Source organism: gamma proteobacterium symbiont of Lampromicra miyakona (assembly GCF_059730895.1).
On record NZ_AP035932.1, the window covers coordinates 1,230,934 to 1,253,646 of the forward strand.

23 protein-coding genes, 4 tRNA genes and 1 other RNA gene are annotated in these 22,713 nt (G+C 57.0%); 14 read left to right on the forward strand and 14 right to left on the reverse strand.

What is annotated here, in order from left to right; all coding sequences use genetic code 11:
• Positions 1 to 19 precede the first annotated feature (19 nt).
• Positions 20 to 853, reverse strand: coding sequence for an N-acetylmuramoyl-L-alanine amidase AmiA (gene amiA / locus AC6I8P_RS05600; RefSeq protein WP_498031045.1), 834 nt, complete (start codon positions 851 to 853; stop codon positions 20 to 22).
• A gap of 209 nt (positions 854 to 1,062) precedes the next feature.
• Here amiA and AC6I8P_RS05605 point away from each other — a divergent pair, with 209 nt between their 5' ends.
• The 10 genes from AC6I8P_RS05605 (at position 1,063) to AC6I8P_RS05650 (ending at position 10,410) form a co-directional block, all read left to right on the forward strand.
• Positions 1,063 to 1,488 carry a GNAT family acetyltransferase gene (locus AC6I8P_RS05605; protein ID WP_021508071.1) on the forward strand — a complete coding sequence of 142 codons (426 nt, stop codon included), beginning with the start codon at positions 1,063 to 1,065 and terminating at the stop codon, positions 1,486 to 1,488.
• A gap of 113 nt (positions 1,489 to 1,601) precedes the next feature.
• Entirely contained in the window at positions 1,602 to 2,222 is a 621-nt protein-coding gene (locus tag AC6I8P_RS05610; RefSeq protein WP_477529507.1) for an RpoE-regulated lipoprotein, read from the forward strand.
• A 98-nt stretch (positions 2,223 to 2,320) separates the two neighbouring features.
• Positions 2,321 to 3,223 carry a Dyp-type peroxidase gene (locus AC6I8P_RS05615; RefSeq protein WP_021508073.1) on the forward strand — a complete coding sequence of 301 codons (903 nt, stop codon included), beginning with the start codon at positions 2,321 to 2,323 and terminating at the stop codon, positions 3,221 to 3,223.
• A 219-nt stretch (positions 3,224 to 3,442) separates the two neighbouring features.
• A complete protein-coding gene (locus tag AC6I8P_RS05620) occupies positions 3,443 to 4,459 on the forward strand; it encodes a sulfate ABC transporter substrate-binding protein (protein ID WP_058775688.1) in 1,017 nt (338 codons plus the stop codon).
• Positions 4,459 to 5,292, forward strand: a complete 834-nt coding sequence (gene cysT / locus AC6I8P_RS05625) for a sulfate/thiosulfate ABC transporter permease CysT (RefSeq protein WP_021508075.1) — start codon at positions 4,459 to 4,461, stop codon at positions 5,290 to 5,292. Before AC6I8P_RS05620 ends, cysT begins: the two co-directional genes overlap by 1 nt.
• Positions 5,292 to 6,164 (forward strand): sulfate/thiosulfate ABC transporter permease CysW, encoded by an 873-nt coding sequence (gene cysW, locus AC6I8P_RS05630; protein ID WP_104188618.1) that lies wholly within the window; start codon positions 5,292 to 5,294, stop codon positions 6,162 to 6,164. The genes cysT and cysW overlap by 1 nt, the downstream gene beginning before the upstream one ends.
• Positions 6,154 to 7,242, forward strand: coding sequence for a sulfate/thiosulfate ABC transporter ATP-binding protein CysA (gene cysA / locus AC6I8P_RS05635; protein ID WP_282996160.1), 1,089 nt, complete (start codon positions 6,154 to 6,156; stop codon positions 7,240 to 7,242). The genes cysW and cysA overlap by 11 nt, the downstream gene beginning before the upstream one ends.
• Before the next feature lie 72 nt (positions 7,243 to 7,314).
• Positions 7,315 to 8,199 carry a cysteine synthase CysM gene (cysM, locus tag AC6I8P_RS05640; RefSeq protein ID WP_104188616.1) on the forward strand — a complete coding sequence of 295 codons (885 nt, stop codon included), beginning with the start codon at positions 7,315 to 7,317 and terminating at the stop codon, positions 8,197 to 8,199.
• A gap of 172 nt (positions 8,200 to 8,371) precedes the next feature.
• Complete coding sequence (locus AC6I8P_RS05645) at positions 8,372 to 9,052, forward strand: response regulator transcription factor (RefSeq protein ID WP_021508079.1); 681 nt, start codon at positions 8,372 to 8,374, stop codon at positions 9,050 to 9,052.
• Complete coding sequence (locus AC6I8P_RS05650; RefSeq protein WP_021508080.1) at positions 9,049 to 10,410, forward strand: ATP-binding protein; 1,362 nt, start codon at positions 9,049 to 9,051, stop codon at positions 10,408 to 10,410. Before AC6I8P_RS05645 ends, AC6I8P_RS05650 begins: the two co-directional genes overlap by 4 nt.
• A 244-nt stretch (positions 10,411 to 10,654) precedes the next feature.
• On the opposite strand, the gene crr is transcribed toward AC6I8P_RS05650, so the two are convergent.
• From crr to cysZ, 6 genes are all read right to left on the reverse strand, one after another.
• A complete protein-coding gene (gene crr / locus AC6I8P_RS05655; RefSeq protein ID WP_010617547.1) occupies positions 10,655 to 11,158 on the reverse strand; it encodes a PTS glucose transporter subunit IIA in 504 nt (167 codons plus the stop codon).
• 42 nt (positions 11,159 to 11,200) lie between these two features.
• Positions 11,201 to 12,928 (reverse strand): phosphoenolpyruvate-protein phosphotransferase PtsI, encoded by a 1,728-nt coding sequence (gene ptsI, locus AC6I8P_RS05660; RefSeq protein WP_021508081.1) that lies wholly within the window; start codon positions 12,926 to 12,928, stop codon positions 11,201 to 11,203.
• A gap of 159 nt (positions 12,929 to 13,087) precedes the next feature.
• Positions 13,088 to 13,345, reverse strand: coding sequence for a phosphocarrier protein Hpr (gene ptsH / locus AC6I8P_RS05665; RefSeq protein ID WP_007889063.1), 258 nt, complete (start codon positions 13,343 to 13,345; stop codon positions 13,088 to 13,090).
• 178 nt (positions 13,346 to 13,523) lie between these two features.
• Positions 13,524 to 13,718: a hypothetical protein gene (locus AC6I8P_RS05670; RefSeq protein WP_498031046.1), complete on the reverse strand. Its 195-nt coding sequence runs from the start codon at positions 13,716 to 13,718 to the stop codon at positions 13,524 to 13,526.
• Positions 13,719 to 13,734: 16 nt separating this feature from the next.
• Positions 13,735 to 14,706: a cysteine synthase A gene (gene cysK, locus AC6I8P_RS05675; protein ID WP_021508083.1), complete on the reverse strand. Its 972-nt coding sequence runs from the start codon at positions 14,704 to 14,706 to the stop codon at positions 13,735 to 13,737.
• A 140-nt stretch (positions 14,707 to 14,846) separates the two neighbouring features.
• The gene (cysZ, locus tag AC6I8P_RS05680) at positions 14,847 to 15,608 is read right to left on the reverse strand and encodes a sulfate transporter CysZ (RefSeq protein WP_021508084.1); all 762 of its coding nucleotides are present in this window, start codon (positions 15,606 to 15,608) and stop codon (positions 14,847 to 14,849) included.
• A gap of 217 nt (positions 15,609 to 15,825) precedes the next feature.
• On the opposite strand from cysZ, the gene zipA reads away from it, so the two are divergent.
• The 3 genes from zipA to AC6I8P_RS05695 all read left to right on the forward strand — a co-directional run bounded on the left by zipA (position 15,826) and on the right by AC6I8P_RS05695 (position 19,114).
• Complete coding sequence (zipA, locus tag AC6I8P_RS05685) at positions 15,826 to 16,803, forward strand: cell division protein ZipA (protein WP_477529509.1); 978 nt, start codon at positions 15,826 to 15,828, stop codon at positions 16,801 to 16,803.
• Between the two features lie 72 nt (positions 16,804 to 16,875).
• Positions 16,876 to 18,894: an NAD-dependent DNA ligase LigA gene (gene ligA / locus AC6I8P_RS05690; protein ID WP_477529510.1), complete on the forward strand. Its 2,019-nt coding sequence runs from the start codon at positions 16,876 to 16,878 to the stop codon at positions 18,892 to 18,894.
• Position 18,895: 1 nt separating this feature from the next.
• A complete protein-coding gene (locus tag AC6I8P_RS05695; protein WP_021508087.1) occupies positions 18,896 to 19,114 on the forward strand; it encodes a DUF3820 family protein in 219 nt (72 codons plus the stop codon).
• A 31-nt stretch (positions 19,115 to 19,145) separates the two neighbouring features.
• Here the strand turns inward: AC6I8P_RS05695 and AC6I8P_RS05700 are convergent, their stop codons facing one another.
• Positions 19,146 to 20,147: a bile acid:sodium symporter family protein gene (locus tag AC6I8P_RS05700; RefSeq protein ID WP_021508088.1), complete on the reverse strand. Its 1,002-nt coding sequence runs from the start codon at positions 20,145 to 20,147 to the stop codon at positions 19,146 to 19,148.
• 101 nt (positions 20,148 to 20,248) lie between these two features.
• Between AC6I8P_RS05700 and AC6I8P_RS05705 the strand changes: the two genes are divergently transcribed.
• Positions 20,249 to 21,169 (forward strand): LysR family transcriptional regulator, encoded by a 921-nt coding sequence (locus AC6I8P_RS05705; protein ID WP_021508089.1) that lies wholly within the window; start codon positions 20,249 to 20,251, stop codon positions 21,167 to 21,169.
• Here AC6I8P_RS05705 and AC6I8P_RS05710 read toward each other — a convergent pair.
• From AC6I8P_RS05710 to AC6I8P_RS05735, 6 genes are all read right to left on the reverse strand, one after another.
• Positions 21,166 to 21,522, reverse strand: coding sequence for a FlxA-like family protein (locus AC6I8P_RS05710; protein WP_021508090.1), 357 nt, complete (start codon positions 21,520 to 21,522; stop codon positions 21,166 to 21,168). The genes AC6I8P_RS05705 and AC6I8P_RS05710 overlap by 4 nt on opposite strands.
• Before the next feature lie 372 nt (positions 21,523 to 21,894).
• A non-coding RNA gene (locus AC6I8P_RS05715) (RtT sRNA) lies at positions 21,895 to 22,031 on the reverse strand.
• Between the two features lie 44 nt (positions 22,032 to 22,075).
• A tRNA-Lys gene (locus AC6I8P_RS05720) sits at positions 22,076 to 22,151 on the reverse strand.
• Between the two features lie 4 nt (positions 22,152 to 22,155).
• Positions 22,156 to 22,231: transfer RNA gene (locus tag AC6I8P_RS05725), tRNA-Val, on the reverse strand.
• Positions 22,232 to 22,272: 41 nt separating this feature from the next.
• Positions 22,273 to 22,348: transfer RNA gene (locus AC6I8P_RS05730), tRNA-Val, on the reverse strand.
• A 41-nt stretch (positions 22,349 to 22,389) separates the two neighbouring features.
• Positions 22,390 to 22,465 (reverse strand) — tRNA-Val (locus AC6I8P_RS05735).
• Between the last annotated feature and the right edge of the window lie 248 nt (positions 22,466 to 22,713).

Genomic DNA, 22,713 nt, shown 5'->3' on the forward strand with positions numbered 1-22,713 from the left:
ATTCTAGCACAAAACGCTATCAGGCCTGGCGACGATCGTACTCATCAAAGTAATTGACGATACCGTCAGCAATCGCCCGGGCAATTTTCTGGCGAAACGCCGTGGTGCCCAACAGCTGTTCTTCACGCGGGTTGGTGATAAACGAGGTTTCCACCAGCACCGACGGAATGGACGGGGATTTTAGCACCGCGAACGCCGCCTGCTCGGTGTGCTGGCTGTGCAGGTGATGCACCGGGCGAATCTGATCCAGCACGTGTTTACCCAGCGTCAGGCTGTTGCGGATGGTATCGGTCTGCACCAGGTCGAACAGGATCTGGTTAAGGTAATTATCTTTTTCCTGTACCGCCGCGCCGCCCACTTTATCGGCGTCGTTTTCGCGCTGCGACATATAGCGCGCCATGGCGCTGCTGGCACCGCGATTGGAGAGGGCAAACACCGATGCACCGTTGGCTTCCGGGCTGGTGTAGCCGTCGGCGTGAATCGACATAAACAGGTTGGCGCCGTGCTGATGCGCAATCTCCACGCGCTGGTAGAGCGGAATGAAGTGGTCGCTGTCGCGCGTCAGCCGCACTTCCACCTTAGGGTGGTTCTGCAGCAGCGTACGCACAGTGTTGGCGATCTCCAGTACGATGTGCTTCTCTTCTGAGCCTTCCTGACCCACCGCGCCAGAATCAATGCCGCCGTGACCGGGATCGATCATCACGATGCGCTTGCCGCTGGTGGCCGGTTTTGGCGGCGTATGACGTGCGCTGACGGGCACTGCCGCGCGCGGCGACAGCACCGCCAGCGCCAGGCCGGAGAGGATCAGCTGGCGGCGATTGGTCAGGCGCCGCAACAGTGAAATCTTGTTCATTAACATGTCCCTGAGAGTAAACCTGCCCCGTGTTATAGCCTAAGCGCCGTCCGGCGGCGACTGCCGAACCATTTCAGGACATTACTTTGTATTTCAGGCCGCGAATCGCTATTTAGCCGTTTTTTTCAGCCGTTGCGCCCTGCGAGGGTTGCGCCTGGCAAAGAATGCGTGATAATCAGCGAATTGTGCCTCATTGCAGGGTAACGCCGATGGAAATCCGCTCCTTCCGCCAGGAAGATTTTGAAGAAGTCATTACGCTCTGGGAGCGTTGCGATCTGTTACGGCCGTGGAACGATCCGGAACTCGACATCGAACGCAAAATGAACCATGACCCGGAGCTGTTTCTGGTGGCTGAGGTAGGCGGCGAGGTCGTGGGCACGCTGATGGGCGGCTACGATGGCCATCGCGGCTCCGCCTACTATCTGGCGGTGCATCCTGATTATCAGGGCCGGGGATTTGCCAATGCGCTGATGAACCGGCTGGAGAAAAAGCTGATTGCGCGCGGCTGCCCGAAAATCCATCTGATGGTGCGCGAAGAGAACGATCAGGTGGTGGCTTTCTACGAGAAGCTGGATTACGAGCCGGTCGACTCACTGCTGCTGGGCAAACGCCTGATTGAAGACCGTGAATACTGATTCCACGCGTCGCGCGGCCGGGTTTCTGCCCGCCATGCAGCACCGCGAATAAACTTTTTGCCGGTTTGCGACTCCAACAGGCACGCCAGTCGGCACAAAAGAAAGGAGTTTGCATGAAAGTTGTTCGTCCCGCCCTGCTGGTCAGCGTCCTGGTGCTGGCCGGTTGCGCCAGTTCCGGTTCCTCTTCCCCTGCCAGCACCAGCGAAAGTCACTGGTACAATCCGCTCAGCTATCACTGGTCGGCGCTCAATCCGTTCAGCTGGTTTGGCAGTTCGCTCACCGTCACCGAGCAGGGCGTCGCCGGGCTGAACAGCAACACGGCAATGTCGGAGTCCGCCATTAGCGCCGCGCTGAACAATGATTATCAGCTGCGTCAGGGTATGCGCGCGCAGAACGGGCAGGTGGTGGATTTCTGGCAGGCGCTGGATGACGGTAAGGTTAAGCTGGTGATTAATGGCCAGCACAGCGTCGAGCGCATTGAAGTGCTCGATAGCGACGCACGCAGCGCCGACGGCAGTAAAATCGGTGATGCCTTCAGCGATAAATTCAGCAAAGCGTTTGATAACTGCAAAATGGTTGCCGGGCTGGATGTGCGCGATGTTGAGTGCCGCGCGCCGGGTAGTCAGCATATCGCCTATATCTACAGCGGCGAGTGGCACGGCCCGACCGGGCTGATGCCGTCGGACGATACGTTAAAAAGCTGGAAAATCAGTAAGATCGTCTGGCAGCGTTAACTGGCGAAAAAATTGCGTTAACGCATCTTCTGCGCAGGGCTTTCCGGTATGATACCGGCGAAAAAACGCCGTTAACTTTTATGCCGGAGAGCATTGTCATGTCTCAGTTTCAGAGCGGGATCCTGCTGGAGCACCGCCGTTTCGCCATTTGGCTGGAAGCCCGCGCCACCGGCGACCTCGCTGCGCTGCGTCAGGGTTGCCACGCCTTTCTGCAACAGCTGGCTGCGCTGCAGCAGCAATTCCCGGACGCCGGTCTTGGTGCGGTCATCGCCTTTGGTGATGCGCTGTGGCGCGATCTGCAGGGCACCGACTCAGCTCCCGAACTCAAAGCTTTCACGCCGCTCGGCAAAGGTGCGGCACCGGCGACGCAGCGCGATCTGTTGATCCATATTCAGTCGCTGCGTCACGACGTGAACTTTTCGCTGGCGCAGGCGGCGCTGACGGCGTTTGCCGGCGCGGTCGCCATTGAAGAAGAGACGCACGGTTTCCGCTGGGTCGAGGATCGCGATCTTTCCGGTTTTGTTGATGGCACCGAAAACCCGCAGGGCGAAGCGCGCCAGCAGGTGGCGATCATTGCTGACGGCCCGGATGCCGGCGGCAGCTATGTGTTTACCCAGCGCTGGGAGCACAACCTGCCGCAGTTCAACCGGCTGGCGATTGATAAGCAGGAAGCGATTATTGGCCGCACCAAACAGGACAATGAAGAGCTGCCGGGCGATCAGCGGCCGGCGACGTCGCACCTGAGCCGCGTGGATTTGAAAGAAGCGGGCAAAGGCCTGAAGATTCTGCGCCAGAGCCTGCCGTACGGCACCGCCAGCGGTCGCCACGGTCTCTATTTTATTTCGTACTGTCATCGCCTGTATAACATCGAGCAGCAACTGCTGAGCATGTTTGGCGAGCGCGACGGTAAGATGGATGCCATGTTACGGTTCACCAAACCGGTGAGCGGCAGCTACTTCTTTGCCCCTTCGCTGACGGCGCTGCAGGCGCTGTCACGTTAATCCATCGCGTTTACCGGTGCGCCACCGTGCGCACCACATCCCCGCTTGACGCGGCTCAGTTAATCCCGCCCTGCGCATAAACTCTGCCGCTGGCTTATGCCTTTTTAGACTTTGAAATCCCTAAACGATATATAAAACCGTTACAGCTTTCGCCAGAGTTATAAATACACTGACAGCATCTAATGGCATAGGCTCGAACTCCATTTCTCAGGGTGCAGCATGACACGTTCGGTTTCGAAAAAATGGCTTGGCGGTATAGCGCTGTCGCTGAGTTTAGCGGGCGCGGCACAGGCAACAGAGCTGCTTAACAGCTCTTACGATGTGTCACGTGAACTGTTTGTTGCCCTGAATGCGCCGTTTGAACAGCAGTGGGACGCGGCGCACCCTGACGACAAGCTGACCATTAAACAGTCACATGCCGGCTCCTCAAAACAGGCGCTGGCCATTCTGCAGGGGCTGCGTGCCGATGTCGTGACCTATAATCAGGTGACCGATGTGCAGGTGCTGCACGACAAAGGTAACCTGATCCCGGCCGACTGGCAGAGTCGTCTGCCCAACAGCAGCTCACCGTTTTATTCCACCATGGCGTTCCTGGTGCGCAAGGGGAATCCAAAGCAGATTCATGACTGGGCCGATCTGGCGCGCGATAACGTGAAGCTGATTTTCCCGAATCCGAAAACCTCCGGTAACGGCCGTTACACTTATCTGGCTGCGTGGGGCGCTGCCGACCAGGCGGACGGCAAAGATCAGGCCAAAACCGAAGCGTTTATGACGAAGTTCCTGAAGAACGTCGAAGTGTTTGATACCGGCGGCCGTGGTGCCACCACCACTTTTGCCGAGCGCGGGCTGGGTGATGTGCTGATCAGCTTTGAATCGGAAGTGAACAATATCCGTAACCAGTACGGTAAAGACCAATACGAAGTGATTGTGCCGAAAACCAACATCCTTGCTGAATTCCCGGTCGCGTGGGTCGATAAGAACGTCGAACACAACGGGACGGCGGAAGCGGCGAAAGCCTATCTTAACTACCTCTACACGCCGCAGGCGCAGAAAATCATCACCGGCTTTTACTATCGCGTGAACAACCCGCAGCTGATGGCGGAGCAGAAAGATCGCTTCCCGCAGACTGCGCTGTTCAATGTTAATGACGCGTTTGGCGGCTGGCCACAGGTGATGAAAACCCACTTCGCCAGCGGCGGTGAGCTGGATAAATTACTGGCAGCGGGGCGCGGCTGATGTTGGCTTCTGCACAGAAACGCGTTCTGCCCGGATTTGGTCTCAGCCTCGGCACCAGCCTGCTGTTTACCTGCCTGATTCTGCTGCTGCCGATCAGCGCGCTGATCATGCAGCTGTCGCAGATGACGCTGGCGCAGTACTGGCAGGTGATCAGCAATCCGCAACTGGTGGCAGCGTATAAAGTCACGCTGCTGTCAGCGGGCGTGGCCTCGCTGTTTAACGCGGTGTTTGGCATGCTGATGGCGTGGATCCTGACCCGCTATCGCTTTCCCGGCCGTACGCTGCTGGATGGCCTGATGGACCTGCCGTTTGCGCTGCCGACGGCGGTGGCCGGCCTGACCTTGGCCGGGCTGTTTTCGGTTAACGGCTGGTACGGTCAGTGGCTGGCACATTTTGATATCAAAGTGTCTTACACCTGGCTCGGTATCGCGGTGGCGATGGCTTTCACCAGCATTCCGTTTGTGGTGCGTACCGTGCAGCCGGTGCTGGAAGAGTTAGGCCCGGAGTATGAGGAAGCGGCGGAAACCCTCGGTGCCACGCCGTGGCAGAGTTTCCGGCGCGTGGTGCTGCCGGAAGTCGCGCCGGCGCTGCTGGCCGGGACCGCGCTGTCGTTTACCCGCAGCCTCGGTGAGTTTGGCGCGGTGATCTTTATCGCCGGCAACATCGCCTGGAAAACTGAAGTGACCTCGCTGATGATTTTTGTGCGCCTGCAGGAGTTTGATTATCCGGCCGCCAGCGCCATCGCTTCGGTGATCCTCGCGGCGTCGTTACTGCTGCTGTTTGCGATTAACACTCTGCAGAGCCGCTTTGGCCGCCGTCTGGGAGGTCACTGATGGCTGAGATTTCACAGATCAATCATGCCGAGCGTCAGCCGGTGAACTGGGGCAAATGGCTGCTGATCGGCATTGGCGTGCTGGTATCGATTGGCCTGCTGGTGGTGCCGATGGTCTCCATCTTCTGGGAGGCGCTGGGTCAGGGCATCGGCAAGGCCTTTAGCAACCTGCAGGATAGTGACATGCTGCATGCTATCTGGCTGACGGTGCTGGTGGCGCTGATTACCGTGCCGGTTAACCTGGTGTTCGGCACGCTGCTGGCCTGGCTGGTGACGCGCTTCACTTTCCCCGGTCGCCAGCTGCTGCTGACGCTGTTCGATATTCCGTTTGCCGTGTCGCCGGTGGTGGCCGGTCTGATGTATCTGCTGTTCTGGGGTGTGAACGGCCCGGCTGGCGGCTGGCTTGATGCGCACAACATCCAGGTGATGTTTGCCTGGCCGGGTATGGTGCTGGCGACGATTTTCGTTACCTGTCCGTTTGTGGTGCGCGAGCTGGTGCCGGTGATGCTGAGCCAGGGCAGCCACGAAGATGAAGCCGCCGTGCTGCTGGGCGCGTCTGGCTGGCAGATGTTCCGCCGCGTGACGCTGCCAAATATCCGCTGGGCGCTGCTGTACGGCGTGGTGCTGACCAACGCGCGCGCCATCGGCGAATTTGGTGCGGTATCGGTAGTGTCCGGCTCGATTCGCGGCGAAACCTATACCTTACCTTTACAGGTTGAATTACTGCATCAGGATTACAACACCGTGGGCGCTTTTACCGCCGCCGCGCTGCTGACCCTGATGGCAATTGTGACGCTGTTTCTGAAAAGCGTGGTGCAGTGGCGATTAGAGCATCAGCAGAAGCGCCAACAGGAGGAAAATCATGAGCATTGAGATTAAACACATTAATAAAGCATTTGGCCGCACGCCGGTGCTGAACGATATCTCTCTGGATATTCCTTCCGGCAAGATGGTGGCGCTGCTCGGACCGTCCGGTTCAGGTAAAACCACGCTGCTGCGCATTATCGCCGGGCTGGAGCACCAGAACAGCGGGCAGATCCATTTTCATGGCAAAGACGTCAGCCGCACGCACGCCCGCGATCGTCAGGTCGGCTTTGTGTTTCAGCACTATGCGCTGTTCCGCCATATGACGGTGTTCGACAACATTGCCTTTGGCCTGACGGTGCTGCCGCGCCGCGAGCGTCCGAACAGCGCCGAAATTAACCAGCGCGTTACCCGTCTGCTGGAGATGGTGCAGCTGGCACATCTGGCCAACCGCTACCCGGCACAGCTCTCCGGTGGGCAGAAACAGCGCGTGGCGCTGGCGCGTGCGCTGGCGGTTGAGCCGCAGATTCTGCTGCTGGACGAACCCTTTGGCGCGCTGGATGCCCAGGTGCGTAAAGAGCTGCGCCGCTGGCTGCGTCAGCTGCATGAAGAGCTTAAATTTACCAGCGTGTTTGTGACCCACGACCAGGAAGAAGCGATGGAAGTAGCGGATAGCGTGGTGGTAATGAGTCAGGGCAATATTGAGCAGGTGGGCGCACCGGATGACGTGTGGCGCGAGCCCGCGACCCGCTTCGTGCTGGAGTTCCTTGGCGAAGTGAACCGCTTTGACGGCGAAGTGCACGGCTCGCAGTTCCATGTTGGCGCACATCGCTGGCCGCTGGGCTATACGCCAGCGCATCAGGGCGATGTGGAGCTGTTCCTGCGTCCGTGGGAAGTGGACGTGTCACGCCAGAGTAGCCTGGAGACGCCGTTACCGGTGCAGGTGCTGGAGATCAGTCCGCGTGGCCACTTCTGGCAGCTGGTGGTTCAGCCCGTCGGCTGGCAGAGCGAGCCAATCTCGGTGGTATTCGCCGGTGAACAGACGGCGCCAATCCGCGGCGAACGGCTGTTTGTTGGTCTGCAACAGGCACGTATCTATCAGGGCACCACGCCGCTGCGCCCGGTTGCCTTTGCCGAAAGCGCCTGATATTTTTGTCACTCCTTCGGGCGGGATTTTCCCGCCCGATTTATTTGTACTCCTTTCGGCTGGAATGACACCGTGACCACTCTGGAAAACACCATCGGCAATACGCCGCTGATTAAGTTGCAGCGCCTGACGCCGGATAACGGCAGCGAAATCTGGCTCAAGCTGGAAGGCAACAATCCGGCAGGTTCGGTGAAAGATCGCGCGGCCTGGTCGATGATCCACCACGCTGAGTTGCGGGGTGAAATCCAGCCCGGCGACACCCTGATTGAGGCCACCAGCGGCAATACCGGCATTGCGCTGGCGATGATTGCCGCGCTGAAAGGCTACCGGTTACGCCTGCTGATGCCGGAGAACATGAGCCAGGAGCGTCAGGATGCGATGCGCGCCTACGGGGCTGAGCTGGTTTTGGTGACACGCGAGCAGGGCATGGAGGGCGCACGCGATCTGGCGCAGGCCATGGCGCAGCGCGGTGAAGGCAAAGTGCTGGATCAGTTTAATAATCCCGACAACCCGCTCGGTCACTATCTCACCACCGGTCCGGAGATCTGGCAGCAAAGCCACGGTCGTATGACGCATTTTGTCTCCAGCATGGGCACCACCGGCACCATCAGCGGCGTCGGGCGCTATCTGAAAGAGTTTGCCCCGGCGGTGAAAGTGATTGGTTTGCAGCCGCAGGAGGGCAGCAGTATTCCCGGTATTCGTCGCTGGCCGGCGGCCTATCTGCCGGGGATTTATCGTCCGGAACTGGTGGATGAAGTGATAGATATGGCGCAGCAGGAGGCAGAAGAGACCATGCGCGCGCTGGCGCAGCGCGAAGGCATTTTCTGCGGCGTCAGTTCAGGTGGGTCAGTGGCTGGCGCATTGCGCATCGCGACGGCGCAGCCGGGCAGTGTGGTTGTCGCCATTGTCTGCGATCGCGGCGATCGCTATCTTTCCACCGGCGTTTTTCACCGCTAGTTCCCCCGCCTGTTTCTGGCTTCGTGCGCCCTGTGACGCGGCGTACGGGCCATTTTTGTCTATAGTCTTCCTAAGCATGTTCTGACGCGGTCACTGTAAGGATCGCGTAAAACCGGCTGCTTTCCCGCGGCACTCAGGACAAAATAGCGGCAATTTTGTACGAGAGAAAAAGATGAAAATCCTGCTTGTTGATGACGATGTTGAACTTGGCACCATGCTGAGCCAGTACCTGATTGCCGAAGGTTTTGAAACCCAGCTGGTGCTGACCGGCAGCGCCGGGATTGAAGGGGCGTTATCCGGACACTACACCGCGATGATTCTCGACATCATGCTGCCGGATATGAGCGGTATTGATGTGCTGCGTCAGGTGCGGCAGAACAGCCGCCTGCCGGTGATTATGCTGACGGCGAAGGGCGACAATATCGACCGCGTTATCGGCCTGGAGATGGGCGCGGATGACTACGTGCCCAAACCCTGCTATCCGCGCGAGCTGGTGGCGCGTCTGCGCGCGGTGCTGCGTCGCTTTGAAGATCAGGCACCGGTGCCGGATAAGAAAGAGGTCCTGCGCTGGGGCGATCTCAGCCTGAACCCGGCCACGCGTATCACGGAGTGGCAGGGCAAAGCTTTTGATCTCACCGCGTCGGAGTTCAATCTGCTGGATTTGCTGCTGCGCGCACCGGACCGCGTGGTGTCCAAAGATGAGCTGTCGGAAAAGGGGCTGGGCCGTCCGCGTGAAGCTTACGATCGCAGCGTGGATGTGCACATCAGCAACATCCGCCAGAAGCTGGCTGCGCTAACCGCAGACAGCGTGAATATTGAAACCGTGCGCAGCATTGGTTATCGCATTCGATGAAACACAGCTACCGTGGCCGCATGTTCTGGAAGATCCTGCTGGGCTTCTGGATTGTGTTTGTGATTATCAGCCAGCTGCTGTGGCTGGGCTTTACCTTGTCAGGAAACCGTCACGAGCCGCCGGAGATTGTGGCGGTGCGTCGGATCGTTAATCTGCAAATGGCTTCGGCGGTGTCGGTACTGGAGCGCGGCGGCCCCAGCTCGCTCGACGATATGATGGCCGACTGGGAGCCGAACGATCGCCAGTTTTTCTCAGTGATTCAGCACGCCAGACCGGCCACTACGCCGGACAATGCGCCGCCGGAGACCTTTAATCAGCCGTTTCACGGCCCGTTTCCGCAGGTGATTGTGCGCTGGGTGAAGGGCGCTGACGGTAAAGAGTACGAACTGCGCTATGACGTCAAAGGGCTGCGTGAAGACAGTTCAATGGGCGGCGGAGGCCCGCGTCGTATTCTGAATATCCCCGAGCCGATGTTTACCTTTGCCGGCGCGCTGGGGCTGCTGTTCAGTCTGCTGCTGGCGTGGAACCTGACGCGGCCAATGCGTCAGCTGCGCGAGGGGTTTGCCCGCGTGTCGCGCGGTGATTTGTCGGTGCGGCTCTATCCGGTGATGCGCCGCCGCCATGATGAGCTGTCGATTGTGGCCCAGGATTTTGATGCGATGGTGGAGCGGCTGGATACACTGGTGAAAGCGCGTGAGGAGCTGCTGCACGATATCTCCCACGAGCTGCGCTCCCCGCTGGCGCGCCTGCAGTTAGCCACCGGTCTGGCGCGCCAGACGCCGGAGTCGGTAGCCTCCTCACTGAATCGCATCGACGAGGAGGCGCGCCGTCTGGATAAGATGATCGGTGAACTGCTGACGCTGTCGCGCGCTGAACATGAGAGCATGCCTGGCGAGCAGTATTTTGATCTGACCGGCCTGCTGCATGCGGTGGTAACCGATGTGCGCTACGAAGCGCAGATCCCCGGTGTACACGTAGATTTTCTGGTGGATGAGAACGCGGATTACACCGTGCGCGGTAATGCTGAGCTAATCCGCCGCGGCGTGGAGAATGTGCTGCGCAACGCGCTGCGTTTCTCGCATCAGGGGCAGCATATTAGCGTGCAGTTGCAGGCGGAGAATCAGTGGCTGGCAATTCGCGTGCGCGATCAGGGGCCGGGCGTGGATGATGAGAAGCTGTCGAGTATCTTCGATCCGTTCGTTCGGGTGAATTCACCGCTAATGGGCAAAGGCTACGGGCTGGGGCTGTCGATCGTGCGCAAAGTGGTTCTGGCCCATCACGGCGAAGTTCAGGCAGTGAATCGTCCGGAAGGCGGGCTGGAAGTGACACTGCGGCTGCCGCGCTGGAAGCAGGCGTAAATCATCACGCCAGGCGCAGGCGGTCAGGACGACCGGACAGATCGCAAAGACGGCATAAACCGTCCCTGGGCCTCGTCCCGCGCCATCCATGGCGCGGGACGCTTTGCTCCTCTGCCCGGTCGTCCTGCCCTCAAACAGGCACGGTGCGCTTTGCCAGAAGCGCTCGCCTGCAAATCATTCATCAGCGTGTGAAACAAACAAAAACGGCACCCATTGGGTGCCGTTTTCACGCAATCAGCGCGGTTTACTTCCTGATGCGGATAACCGGCGTTTCGCCCACGGTAACCTGACCGGAGAGTTTTACCAGGTCTTTGATCTCATCCATATTCGAGATCACGACCGGGGTCAGCGTGGATTTGGCTTTCTCTTCCAGCAGCGGCAGATCAAACTCGATCACCACATCGCCTTTTTTCACTTTCTGGCCTTCTTCAGCGATGCGTTTGAAGCCTTCACCTTTCAGTTCTACCGTGTCGATACCGAAGTGCACAAACAGTTCGATGCCGTTATCAGACTCGATAGAAAACGCGTGGTTGGTTTCGAAAATCTTGCCGATAGTACCATCCACTGGTGCAACCATTTTGTTGCCAGTAGGTTTGATGGCGATACCATCACCGACGATTTTCTCTGCGAATACCACATCAGGTACGTCTTCGATATTCACGATTTCGCCTGACAGAGGCGCAACGATATCGATAGTCCCTGACGCGCTCTCTGATTTATCGCCAAAAAGTTTAGAAAACAAACCCATGATCTTCTCCTAAGCAGTAATTTGGGGCCAGCGTCTCGTGGATCAGCAGAGCGTTTTTTCTTTGATGAACTTGTTCACCAGGTTCATCAAATCTTCCGCTGTGGGTTGAGCCAGAGCCTGCTCTGCCAGTGCCTTCGCATCTTCGAAATTGGTATTGCGAATGATCTTCTTGATGCTTGGGATTGAAATGGCACTCATGCTGAATTCGTCCAGCCCCATTCCCAGTAACAGTAGTGTAGCACGTTCATCACCAGCCAGCTCACCACACATGCCGGTCCATTTCCCTTCGGCATGTGATGCGTCGATCACTTGCTTAATGAGGCCCAGTACAGATGGCGTCATTGGGTTATAGAGGTGTGAAATCAAATCATTACCACGATCGACCGCCAGAGTATACTGCGTCAGGTCATTTGTCCCAATACTAAAGAAGTCGACTTCTTTCGCCAGATGGCGGGCAATCACTGCGGAAGCCGGGGTTTCCACCATGATGCCCACTTCAATGGACTCATCAAAGGCTTTACCTTCTTCACGCAGCTGTGCCTTCAGCATCTCCAGCTCAGCCTTCAGGAAGCGCACTTCTTCCACCGAGATGATCATCGGGAACATGATGCGCAGTTTGCCGAAGGAAGACGCACGCAGAATGGCGCGCAGCTGGGCATGCAGAATCTCTTTGCGGTCCATGGCGATACGAATCGCACGCCAGCCGAGGAATGGGTTCTCTTCTTTTGGCAGGTTCATGTAAGGCAGATCTTTGTCGCCGCCGATGTCCATGGTACGCACGATCACGGCCTGGGAACCCATCGCTTCCGCCACGGCTTTGTAAGCCTGGAACTGCTCTTCTTCGCTTGGCAGCGAATCGCGGTCCATGAACAGGAATTCAGTACGGTACAGACCAACACCTTCCGCGCCGTTGCGCTCAGCACCGGCGACATCACGCACGGTACCGATGTTGGCGCACACTTCAACCTGGTGGCCGTCCAGCGTAATCGCTGGCAGATCTTTCAGTTTCGCCAGCTCGTGCTTCTCAGACAGATACTGCGTCTGAATCGCTTTCAGCTCTTCCTGCACGTCGTCGGTTGGATTGACGTAAATCTTGTTGTTCACGCCATCGATAATCAGGAAATCACCGTTTTTCACGGTAGCGGTTACGTTGCCGGTGCCGACAATCGCAGGCAGCTCCAGCGAACGCGCCATAATCGAGGTGTGTGAAGTACGGCCACCCAGATCGGTAATAAAGCCCAGCACCTTTTTCAGGTTCAGCTGTGCGGTTTCGGATGGCGTCAGATCTTTCGCCACCAGAATGGATTCGTCAGCAATGGCGCTCAGGTCAACGATATGCAGACCCAGAATGTTCTGCAGCAGACGCTTGCCGATGTCACGTACGTCAGCCGCGCGCTCTTTCAGATATTCGTCGTCGAGCTCTTCCAGCGCTTTTGCCTGGCCTTCAACCACAGAGTGGGCGGCGGCGTCAGCGGTTACGTGATCTTTTTTAATCAGGTCGATGATTTCCTGCTCAAGCTCTTCGTCTTCGAGCAGCATGATGTGACCTTCAAAGATCGCCGCTTTCTCTTCACCGAAGGTTTCACCGGCTTTCACACGGATGGCTTCAAGCTGCCCGGCTGCTTTGCTGCGACCGTCGAGGAAGCGCTGAACTTCCTGCTCAACCTGGTCGTCAGTAATCTTTTTACGGCTGATGACGATCTCGTCTTCCTTCAGCAGCAGTGCTTTGCCGAAAGCGATACCCGGTGATGCTAAAATGCCTGAAATCATAACCCTACCTTTTAATCACGATGGCTCATTGACCCAATGCGTTGCCACTGTCGCGGAGCAGTACTCTAAGGAAGCAATAACGCGGACAGGTTGTCCGCGATCAACATAATTGCACTCAATGGGGCAAAGGAGTCGGTTTAATGGCTTACCGGAGCGGAATTACTCCAGTTCAGCCATCAGTTTGACCAGATGCTCAACCGCCTGCTGCTCGTCTTCACCTTCTGCAGAAAGCGTAACAACCGTACCCTGAGTCAGACCCAGAGTCTGCAGTTTGAACAGGCTTTTCGCGCTGGCAGATTTGCCGTTAGAAGTAACGGTGATTTCAGACTGGAAAGCCTTCGCTTCTTTCACAAACTGAGCTGCAGGACGGGTATGGAGGCCGTTAGGTGCGGTAATGGTAACTTCTTGCTGGAACATTCTATTTCCCCAACTTTATCAGGTTTGGTGTTATGGATCTAAAGTCTAGCCTGGAGCCGTAACTTTAGCCTGTGTAGGTGCGCTGGTACGGCATCACGCTGACCAAAAAATGCGCTTGAATGAAAAAGTCATTTTTTCGATGACGGATCAAAACTGCTGCAATACGTCACTCTGCTGATTATGCCGTGATTCGCCGTTTCACCAAATGAGTAAATCGATTCAGCTTGATCCACTTCAAAGGCAGATTAATTTCAGGCACCGAAATAATTGGCTGCTTAAATACCAGAGCCGCATCACTGAAATCAATCTGCCCGGTGGTAAAAGTGAGATCTGCGCCACAAAAAAGCACCCATTTGGGTGCTTTTTTCATCATTTTCAGACTCTGTCGTTTACTGTTGCAGCTCTTTTTCGGTGAACAGATCGGCAAACAGTGCGGTACTGAGATAGCGTTCGCCGGAAGAGGGCAGAATCACCACAATATTTTTATTGGCGAAGGCTTCATCTTCCTGCAGCTTAAGGGCAGCCGCCACTGCTGCACCGGAAGAGATACCGGCCAGAATGCCTTCCTCTTCCATCAGCTGACGCGCGGTGCTGATCGCTTCTTCATTGGTGATGGCCACCACGCGGTCAATCAGTTTCAGGTCAAGGTTGCCCGGAATGAAACCGGCACCAATCCCCTGAATCTTGTGCGGGCCCGGTTTGATCTCTTCTCCCGCCAGCGCCTGCGCGATGACCGGGGAATCCGTAGGCTCAACGGCCACGGTGATCAAATCCTGCTTGCCTTTGGTGTTCTTGATGTAGCGGCTCACGCCGGTCAGCGTACCGCCGGTGCCCACGCCGGCAATGAAAACGTCTACGGCGCCGTCAGTGTCTTCCCAGATCTCCGGGCCAGTAGTCTTTTCGTGAATTTCCGGGTTGGCCGGGTTGCTGAACTGCTGCAGCAGCACATATTTGTCCGGATCGCTGGCAACAATCTCTTCTGCTTTAGCGATGGCGCCCTTCATGCCTTTTGGCCCTTCGGTCAGCACCAGATTGGCGCCCAGCGCTTTCAGCAGCTTGCGACGTTCAATCGACATGGTCTCAGGCATGGTCAGCGTCAGCTTGTAGCCGCGCGCAGCGGCGACATAGGCCAGCGCAATGCCGGTGTTGCCGCTGGTTGGCTCTACCAGCTCAACGCCCGGTTTCAGAATACCGCGTTTTTCTGCGTCCCAAATCATATTGGCACCGATACGGCATTTAACGCTGAAGCTCGGGTTACGCGACTCGACCTTCGCCAGAATGCGTCCATTACCGATGCGGTTCAGTCGAACCAGCGGCGTATGACCAATTGTCAGAGAGTTGTCTTCATAGATCTTACTCATAGCCCGTCCTTAACTGTATGAAATATTGGGAACCCTCAGAGCATACCTGTTCTGACCCCCGGCGGAAGGAAAGAAATCGTATATCTATATAGCCTGCGACCATAAGCCTGATGCAAAAATGCATAAGGCTTTTTGATGCATTATAGATGACGCGCATGCTGGCTGCGGTAGCGATCGACCCACATGGCGGTCGCGCCGCATACCGCGACCGGCATGATGGCGAGATTGAGGATCGGAATCATGGTGAACAGACTGACCAGCGCGCCAAACTGCATATTGGCGGTTTTATGCTGACGCAGCGCGTTACGCATCTGAGGAAAACTGACTTTGTGGTTGTCGAACGGATAGTCGCAATATTGTATTGATAGCATCCAGGCGCTAAACAGAAACCACAACACCGGCGCCACGGTCTGGCCAAAGCCGGGGATAAAATAGAGCAGCAGCAGGCCCAGTGCGCGCGGCAAATAGTAGCCGAGCTTCTGTAACTCGCGCTTCATGATGCGCGGGATGTCTTTCATCATGCCGAGCCAGCCACTGTCCGGCAGGGGTTTTCCGGTCAGACGCCCTTCCAGCTGCTCCGCCAGCAGGCCGCAAAACGGCGCGGCAATCCAGTTGGCGATGGTGGAGAAGAAATAGCTGAATACCAGCACAATCGAAATCACCGACAGCGGCCACAGCAGATAGCTCAGCCACTGCAGCCAGTCCGGCACGTGCGACATCAGCCGGGGAATCCACTGGCCGAGGCGCTGAAACAGCCAGATAAACGCACCGCCCAGCAGCACAATGTTTACCAGCAGCGGGATGATGACGTAGCGGCGGATACCGGGCAGACGCACCAGTTTCCAGCCCTGGGCAAAATAATGAATACCATTCATGGATGAGACCGAATTCTCAGCGGGCATAGCGAGCCTTTCTCCTTTATGTAGCGGCGCCAACATCATAACCTGGCTTTTTATCGGTGACAGGCGCACTTTGCGCGAAAAAACAGCAAAAAAGCGTGGGGCAGCTATCTTATTTGTCAGAAAATACTGCACAGACTTGCACTTGTGTAGCTGGGCAAATACAGTTAGAGGATAAAGTTTGCCGTGGTGGCAAGGTATTGGAACAACAGAGAATACAATGATGCAGGATTTGCGTCTGATATTAATCGTTGTTGGCGCGATCGCCATAATAGCGCTGCTTCTTCACGGACTGTGGACCAGCCGTAAAGAGCGCTCTTCCGTGTTTCGCGATCGCCCGCACAAACGTCTGAAACAGCGTGAAGAAGCGGATGACGATGATCTGCTGAACAGCGAAGACGATGGCGTCGGCGAAGTACGCGTGCGTCGTCAGCGTGATGCCGAAGACGAGCCGCAGTTCGATGCGCCGGTCACCAAACCTGCTGCTCCGCGTGCGCCGGAACCGGTGCGTCAGCCGTTTCCACGCCAGGAAACGCCGTTAAGCGGCGATCCGCTGCTGGACGATGAGCCGGTATGTCAGCCTGCACCTGCGCCACAACCGCAGGCGCCGGTGGCGCAGCCCGTGCCACAGCCACAACCGATTCAGGCCGATCCGCTGCTGGATGATGAACCGCTGTCCGCCACCCAGCCGGCACCGGAGTTTACCGCCGCCGAGCCTGAGGTTAAACAACCTGAACCTGCACCTGTGCAGGAAACTGCACCGCAACCCGCTGCGCCGGGCAGTAAAAAAGAAGCGGTGCTGGTGTTGCACGTTGCCGCGCATGCCGGTGGCGCACTGAACGGTGAAGCGCTACTGCAGGGCATTCTGCAGGCTGGCTTCCAGTTTGGTGAAATGAACATTTTCCATCGCCATCTCAGCCCGGCCGGCAGCGGTCCGGTGCTGTTCAGCCTGGCAAACATGGTCAAACCGGGTTCGTTCAATCCGGATGAAATGGGCGATTTCACTACGCCGGGCGTCTCGATCTTTATGATGGTGCCGTCCTACGGTGACGCCAATCAGAACTTTAAGCTGATGCTGCAATCAGCACAGCGCATCGCCGATGATGTTGGTGGCGTGGTGCTGGATGATGAGCGTCGCATGATGACACCACAAAAGCTGGAAACCTACAAAGCACGCATCCGCGAGGTTATTGGCTAAACGCCGCCAGCAGTATCACCTTTTAACTAAATAACCCCCGCTTGCCGGGGGTTTTTTATCGGACGAGAGAATATGACATCGGTTCAGGAGCAGATCACCGAGCTGCGCACCACGTTACGCCACCACGAATACCTCTATCACGTGATGGATACGCCGGAAATCCCGGATGCAGAATATGACCGATTGATGCGCGAACTGCGTGAGCTGGAGAGCGCGCATCCCGATTTAATCACTCCGGATTCTCCCACCCAGCGCGTAGGCGCGGCACCGCTTGCCACCTTTGAACAGGTGCGCCACGAAGTGCCAATGCTGTCGCTCGATAACACCTTTGATGAAGCCGGATTTCTTGCCTTCAATAAGCGCGTGCAGGATCGCCTGAAAAGCACTGACGATCTCACCTATTGCTGTGAGCTGAAGCTGGATGGTCTGGCGGTAAGTTTACTGTATGAAAACGGCCTGCTGGTGCGAGCCGCCACGCGCGGCGATGGCACCACCGGTGAAAACATCACGGCGAATGTGCGCACCATTCACGCCATTCCGCTGCGCCTGCACGGCGACAATATTCCGGCGCGGGTAGAAGTGCGCGGCGAAGTATTTATGACCGAAAGCGGCTTTGAGAAGCTGAATGAGGAAGCGCGACGCACCGGCGGCAAAGTGTTTGCCAACCCGCGTAATGCGGCGGCCGGCTCGCTGCGCCAGCTCGATCCGCGTATCACCGCGAAACGTCCGCTGACCTTCTTTTGCTACGGATTTGGCCTGCTGGAGGGCGGCGAAATGCCTGCCAGCCACTGGCAGCGTCTGCAACAGTTTAAGGCCTGGGGATTACCGGTCAGCGATCGGATTCGCCTGGTGCACACCGCGGATGAAGTGCTGGCATTTTATCGTCAGGTTGAGCAGGACCGTCCGTCACTCGGCTTTGATATTGACGGCGTGGTGATCAAAGTCGACTCGCAGGCGCTGCAGGAGCAGCTGGGCTTTGTGGCCCGCGCACCGCGCTGGGCGGTGGCATTCAAGTTCCCGGCGCAGGAGCAGATGACGGTGGTGCGCGACGTCGAGTTTCAGGTCGGACGTACCGGGGCGATTACGCCGGTAGCGCGCCTCGAACCGGTGCAGGTCGCGGGCGTCATAGTCAGTAATGCGACGCTGCACAACGCCGATGAAATCGCCCGGCTGGGGCTGCGTATCGGTGACAAAGTGGTGATTCGTCGCGCTGGTGACGTGATTCCGCAGGTGGTCAACGTGGTGGAATCCGAACGTCCGGCGGATGCGCGCGAGATTGTGTTCCCCAGCCACTGTCCAGTGTGCGGTTCTGACGTAGAGCGTGTGGAAGGCGAAGCCGTAACGCGCTGTACCGGCGGGCTGATTTGCGGCGCGCAGCGCAAAGAGGCGCTGAAGCACTTTGTCTCACGCCGTGCGATAGACGTGGACGGCATGGGCGATAAAATCATCGACCAGCTGGTGGAAAAAGAGTACGTCAAAACCCCGGCCGACCTGTTCCGTCTCACCGCCGGCAAGCTGACCGGACTGGACCGCATGGGGCCCAAATCGGCGCAAAATGTGGTCGACGCGCTGGAAAAAGCCAAATTCACTACACTGCCGCGCTTCCTGTATGCGCTCGGCATCCGCGAAGTGGGCGAGGCGACGGCGGCCAACCTGGCGAACCACTTTGGCGAGCTGGAAAAGGTCATGAACGCCGATCTCGATGCGCTAATCGCGGTACAGGACGTCGGCAAAGTGGTGGCAGCGCACGTGCGCAACTTCATGGAAGAGGAGAGCAACCGTGAAGTGATCCGCCAGCTGACGGAGGAGGTGGGCGTGCACTGGCCGGCGGTGGTAGTGGTCAAAGCCGAAGAGATCGACAGCCCGTTCGCCGGAAAAACCGTGGTACTGACTGGCTCGCTGTCGCAGATGAACCGTGACGATGCCAAAGCGCGGCTGACGGCGCTGGGAGCCAAAGTCAGCGGCAGCGTATCGAAAAAAACCGATTTGCTGATCGCCGGTGAGGCCGCCGGTTCCAAGCTGGCAAAAGCGCAGGAGCTGGGGATTGCGGTGATCGATGAAGCCGAGATGATTCGGTTACTGGGCGCCTGAGATGGATAAGCAGCAGCTGGTTGAAATTGCCAATACCGCGATGCCGTTTGGCAAATACAAAGGACGGATGCTGATCGATGTGCCGGAAGAGTATCTGCTGTGGTTTGCGCGTAAAAATGAGTTTCCCGCCGGCAAACTGGGTGAGCTGATGCAGCTGACGCTGGCGATCAAAATCGAAGGCTTACAGGGCTTAGTTAAACCGCTCAAGCGCAGTGAATAAGTGACAGGCCCGCAATTGCGGGCCTGATGTTTTATGACTTCTGCGCTTCAATCTGTTGCTTCGCCAGCTTCTTCTCATTGCCGGCTTTATAGCGCTGGGCAATGAACGAGCACACCATCAGCTGGACCTGATGGAAGATCATCAGCGGCAGGACAATAATCCCCACTGCGCTGGCCGGGAACAGAATGTTAGCCATCGGCACGCCGTTTGCTAGGCTCTTTTTCGAGCCGCAAAACAGCACCACAATCTCATCCGCACGGCTAAAGCCAAACAGCCGGGAAGCGCCAAGGTTGATCGCCAGTGCGACGAACAGAATCAGCAGGCTGCCAGCCAGAATCCACAGCAGGGTATCAACGCCGACGCGGTGCCAGATGCCGTTAACCACCGCTTCACTGAACGCCGAATAGACCACCAGCAGAATCGAGGTTTGATCGGTTTTGCCAATCAGGCTGCGATGCTTCTCCACCCAGCCACCAATCCAGCGGCGTGCCAGGTGGCCCAGCACAAAGGGCACCAGCAGCTGCAGCATGATTTTACCAATCTGCTCCAGACCGTTGCCCGGCGCATCGCTGTGCACATTCATCACCAGGTTAACCAGCAGCGGCGAAATAAAGACGCCCAGCAGACTGGAGGCGGAGGCAGCACACACCGCCGCGGCAACGTTACCGCCCGCCATGGAGGTGAAAGCAATCGCGGACTGCACCGTCGCCGGCAGGATACACAGGTAGAGGAAACCGGTGTAAATCTCCGCACCGACGTTAACCGGATGCCACCACACCAGCAGCAGGCCAAGGATCGGGAAAATCACGAAGGTACTGCACATAATCCACAGATGCAGCCGCCAGTGGCTGCTGCCGGCGATAATCTTCTCACGCGACAGTTTGGCACCGTGCATGAAGAACAGCAGGGCGATGGCCGCGGTGGTCAGGTATTCGAAGAAATCGACAAACCCGCCTTTGGCCGGGAAGAAGCTGGCCAGCAGCACGGTGATGATGAGTTTGACCATCATCGGGTCAAGTCGTAAAAAGCCCATTGTTACAATCCGGTTAAATGTAATAAATGATGTTGCTGATTGTGCGTCAGTCGCGTTTAGAAATAAAATTGATTTATTGCATTAATCTATGAGCGTAATCGATGAATTACACCTTACGACAGTTGCGCACCTTTGTGGCGGTGGCGCAGCACGGCAGTTTCAGCCAGGCAGGGCAGGCGATTGGGCTGAGCCAGTCGGCGGTCAGTCATAGCATTAAAGAGCTGGAAGCGGAGATGGGCGTAAGGCTGCTGGATCGCACCACGCGCGAGGTGTTACTGAGCGAAGCCGGACAGCAACTGGCAACGCGGCTGGAACGACTGCTGGAGGAGCTCAATACCACGCTGCTCGATGTGCGCAGCTATGGCGAGCAGCGCAGCGGCACGGTGCGCGTGGCGGCCAGCCAGACGCCCTCGGCGCATCTGATGCCGCAATGCCTGGCCAGCAGCCAGCTGCGTTACCCCGACATTCGGGTGATTCTGCACGACCGCGTGCAGCAGTGGGTATTGCAGAGCGTGCGCAATGCGGAAGTCGATTTCGGTATCGTCATCGGTCCGCTGCAGGATGCGGATTTCGATAGCGAGGAGATTCTGCAGGAGCCGTTTTTACTGTTGTGTCATCAGGATGATGCGCTGGCGCAGGTGCCGCAGGCTCAGTGGTCAATGCTGGCTGGTCGCGCTATGGTGCTGCAGGATTACGCGTCGGGCAGCCGATTGCTGGTCGATGCCGCATTGCAGCGGCTGGCGCTGAACGTGCAGGTGGTGCAGGAGATTGGCCATCCGGCCACGCTTTATCCGATGGTAGAAGCGGGTATTGGCATCAGTATCTTACCGGCACTGGCGCTGCCTTTGCCGTCTGGTCGTAAGCTGACGGTGCGCCGGCTCTATCCGGAGATCAATCGCAGCCTGATGCTGATTAAACGCAAAAATCGGTCACTCACCCCGGCAGCGGAGGCTATCTGGCAGGAAGTGCGTCAGCAGGCGGCGCTGCTGACGCAGGATCGCGCGCTTAATCCGGCGTTTTAAACATAAACGTCAAGTTGGTTGCTGTCGGTTGGGCGGTTGATGCCATCCGCTTTCACTGCAGTAACCTCCTGTTTCTCCTGCTTCTGCTCCGCTTTCTCCTTTTCCTGCTTCTGCAACTGCTGGATTTGCGCCTGCAGCAGCTGAATCTGCGCGTTAATCGTCTCCTGCTTATCCTTTCTTTGCTTCTCGGTCAGGCTTTTGTCCTTCGCGATGTCTTTCAGTTCATCGTTCAGGCTGGCGATTTGTTTGGTCAGGCTGGCGATTTTCGAAGCGCTATCGCTACTGCCGGATGCGCTTCCGGAGCCGGAAGTACTGCTGCTGCCAATATTGGTATTGGTCGAAATGGTGGTCATAACGTTCTCCTTGCAAATGTGCCCTTTCGTTATCGGAAGGCAGCCGCTGCGGCTTGAGGGTGAGAGGTGTTAAATTTGCGAAAAGGTTTCGTCAGGAACGAGGGCGGAAGGGGATAGGGCGGGCACGGCCTCAGGCAGAGCGGGTTCTTCCTTAACAGATGAAGCGGAAAAGCGCCCTGAGAATGTAAGCGCGGTCAGATAAGGCAACCGCAAGTCGCACATTATTTGTAGCGGCGCGATTCATCGCGCAATAAATTGCGCCGCTACCAAACGTGCAAACGTGGTTGAATGCAGTTGCAGCTTAACTGGTGGCCTGGGAAGTGGGATGTGAAGAAACGAAAAAAGTGCCCTGAGGGCGCTCTTTTCTGAATTTAGTGGGTCGTGCAGGATATGCCTCGGCCCATCCGGGGCCTCGCCCTGCGGGTGATGCTGGCGCATCAGCCTGAATCGCTCCCGGCGATTCAGTCGAACCTGCAGCAGGTTCTCATCCTGCACGTTCAGCATCGGCACACAGAAACGAAAAAAGCGCCCTGAGGGCGCTTTTTCCTGAATTTGGTGGGTCGTGCAGGATTCGAACCTGCGACCAATTGATTAAAAGTCAACTGCTCTACCAACTGAGCTAACGACCCGAAGTGGTGGGTGATGACGGGCTCGAACCGCCGACCCCCTCCTTGTAAGGGAGATGCTCTACCAACTGAGCTAATCACCCACTTCGGTACTGCTTAACAAGAGTGTCATCTGACTAAGATATGGTGGGTGATGACGGGCTCGAACCGCCGACCCCCTCCTTGTAAGGGAGATGCTCTACCAACTGAGCTAATCACCCATATCTTATCTCTTGTTCACTGCGGGCCATCTCATTAAGAGTGGTGGGTGATGACGGGCTCGAACCGCCGACCCCCTCCTTGTAAGGGAGATGCTCTACCAACTGAGCTAATCACCCCCGCTGTGTGGAGTCGCATTATAGGGATCCTTCGAAGTGAGTCAACGCTTTTTAAAACATAAATGTGCGTTCGCTTTAAATTTAGACATCATGCAGCGCTTTTAGCCAATGTGCTGGTTTTATTAGCAGAAAAACGCACTTCTGCCCGCGCCGCCAGCGTGACAGTGATTGAGGAATCAGCCTCACCTGCTAGAATATGCGCACTGTTTTTCCGCGTTAACCCGTTTTTTTGTCATCCAGACAACGAA

Excerpts from the sequence above, each read along its gene's own strand:
- amiA (WP_498031045.1), bottom strand. The coding sequence starts at position 853 with ATGAACAAGATTTCACTGTTGCGGCGCCTGACCAATCGCCGCCAGCTG.
- AC6I8P_RS05605 (WP_021508071.1), top strand. The coding sequence starts at position 1,063 with ATGGAAATCCGCTCCTTCCGCCAGGAAGATTTTGAAGAAGTCATTACG.
- AC6I8P_RS05610 (WP_477529507.1), top strand. The coding sequence starts at position 1,602 with ATGAAAGTTGTTCGTCCCGCCCTGCTGGTCAGCGTCCTGGTGCTGGCC.
- AC6I8P_RS05615 (WP_021508073.1), top strand. The coding sequence starts at position 2,321 with ATGTCTCAGTTTCAGAGCGGGATCCTGCTGGAGCACCGCCGTTTCGCC.
- AC6I8P_RS05620 (WP_058775688.1), top strand. The coding sequence starts at position 3,443 with ATGACACGTTCGGTTTCGAAAAAATGGCTTGGCGGTATAGCGCTGTCG.
- cysT (WP_021508075.1), top strand. The coding sequence starts at position 4,459 with ATGTTGGCTTCTGCACAGAAACGCGTTCTGCCCGGATTTGGTCTCAGC.
- cysW (WP_104188618.1), top strand. The coding sequence starts at position 5,292 with ATGGCTGAGATTTCACAGATCAATCATGCCGAGCGTCAGCCGGTGAAC.
- cysA (WP_282996160.1), top strand. The coding sequence starts at position 6,154 with ATGAGCATTGAGATTAAACACATTAATAAAGCATTTGGCCGCACGCCG.
- AC6I8P_RS05645 (WP_021508079.1), top strand. The coding sequence starts at position 8,372 with ATGAAAATCCTGCTTGTTGATGACGATGTTGAACTTGGCACCATGCTG.
- AC6I8P_RS05650 (WP_021508080.1), top strand. The coding sequence starts at position 9,049 with ATGAAACACAGCTACCGTGGCCGCATGTTCTGGAAGATCCTGCTGGGC.
- crr (WP_010617547.1), bottom strand. The coding sequence starts at position 11,158 with ATGGGTTTGTTTTCTAAACTTTTTGGCGATAAATCAGAGAGCGCGTCA.
- ptsI (WP_021508081.1), bottom strand. The coding sequence starts at position 12,928 with ATGATTTCAGGCATTTTAGCATCACCGGGTATCGCTTTCGGCAAAGCA.
- ptsH (WP_007889063.1), bottom strand. The coding sequence starts at position 13,345 with ATGTTCCAGCAAGAAGTTACCATTACCGCACCTAACGGCCTCCATACC.
- AC6I8P_RS05670 (WP_498031046.1), bottom strand. The coding sequence starts at position 13,718 with ATGATGAAAAAAGCACCCAAATGGGTGCTTTTTTGTGGCGCAGATCTC.
- cysK (WP_021508083.1), bottom strand. The coding sequence starts at position 14,706 with ATGAGTAAGATCTATGAAGACAACTCTCTGACAATTGGTCATACGCCG.
- cysZ (WP_021508084.1), bottom strand. The coding sequence starts at position 15,608 with ATGCCCGCTGAGAATTCGGTCTCATCCATGAATGGTATTCATTATTTT.
- zipA (WP_477529509.1), top strand. The coding sequence starts at position 15,826 with ATGATGCAGGATTTGCGTCTGATATTAATCGTTGTTGGCGCGATCGCC.
- ligA (WP_477529510.1), top strand. The coding sequence starts at position 16,876 with ATGACATCGGTTCAGGAGCAGATCACCGAGCTGCGCACCACGTTACGC.
- AC6I8P_RS05695 (WP_021508087.1), top strand. The coding sequence starts at position 18,896 with ATGGATAAGCAGCAGCTGGTTGAAATTGCCAATACCGCGATGCCGTTT.
- AC6I8P_RS05700 (WP_021508088.1), bottom strand. The coding sequence starts at position 20,147 with ATGGGCTTTTTACGACTTGACCCGATGATGGTCAAACTCATCATCACC.
- AC6I8P_RS05705 (WP_021508089.1), top strand. The coding sequence starts at position 20,249 with ATGAATTACACCTTACGACAGTTGCGCACCTTTGTGGCGGTGGCGCAG.
- AC6I8P_RS05710 (WP_021508090.1), bottom strand. The coding sequence starts at position 21,522 with ATGACCACCATTTCGACCAATACCAATATTGGCAGCAGCAGTACTTCC.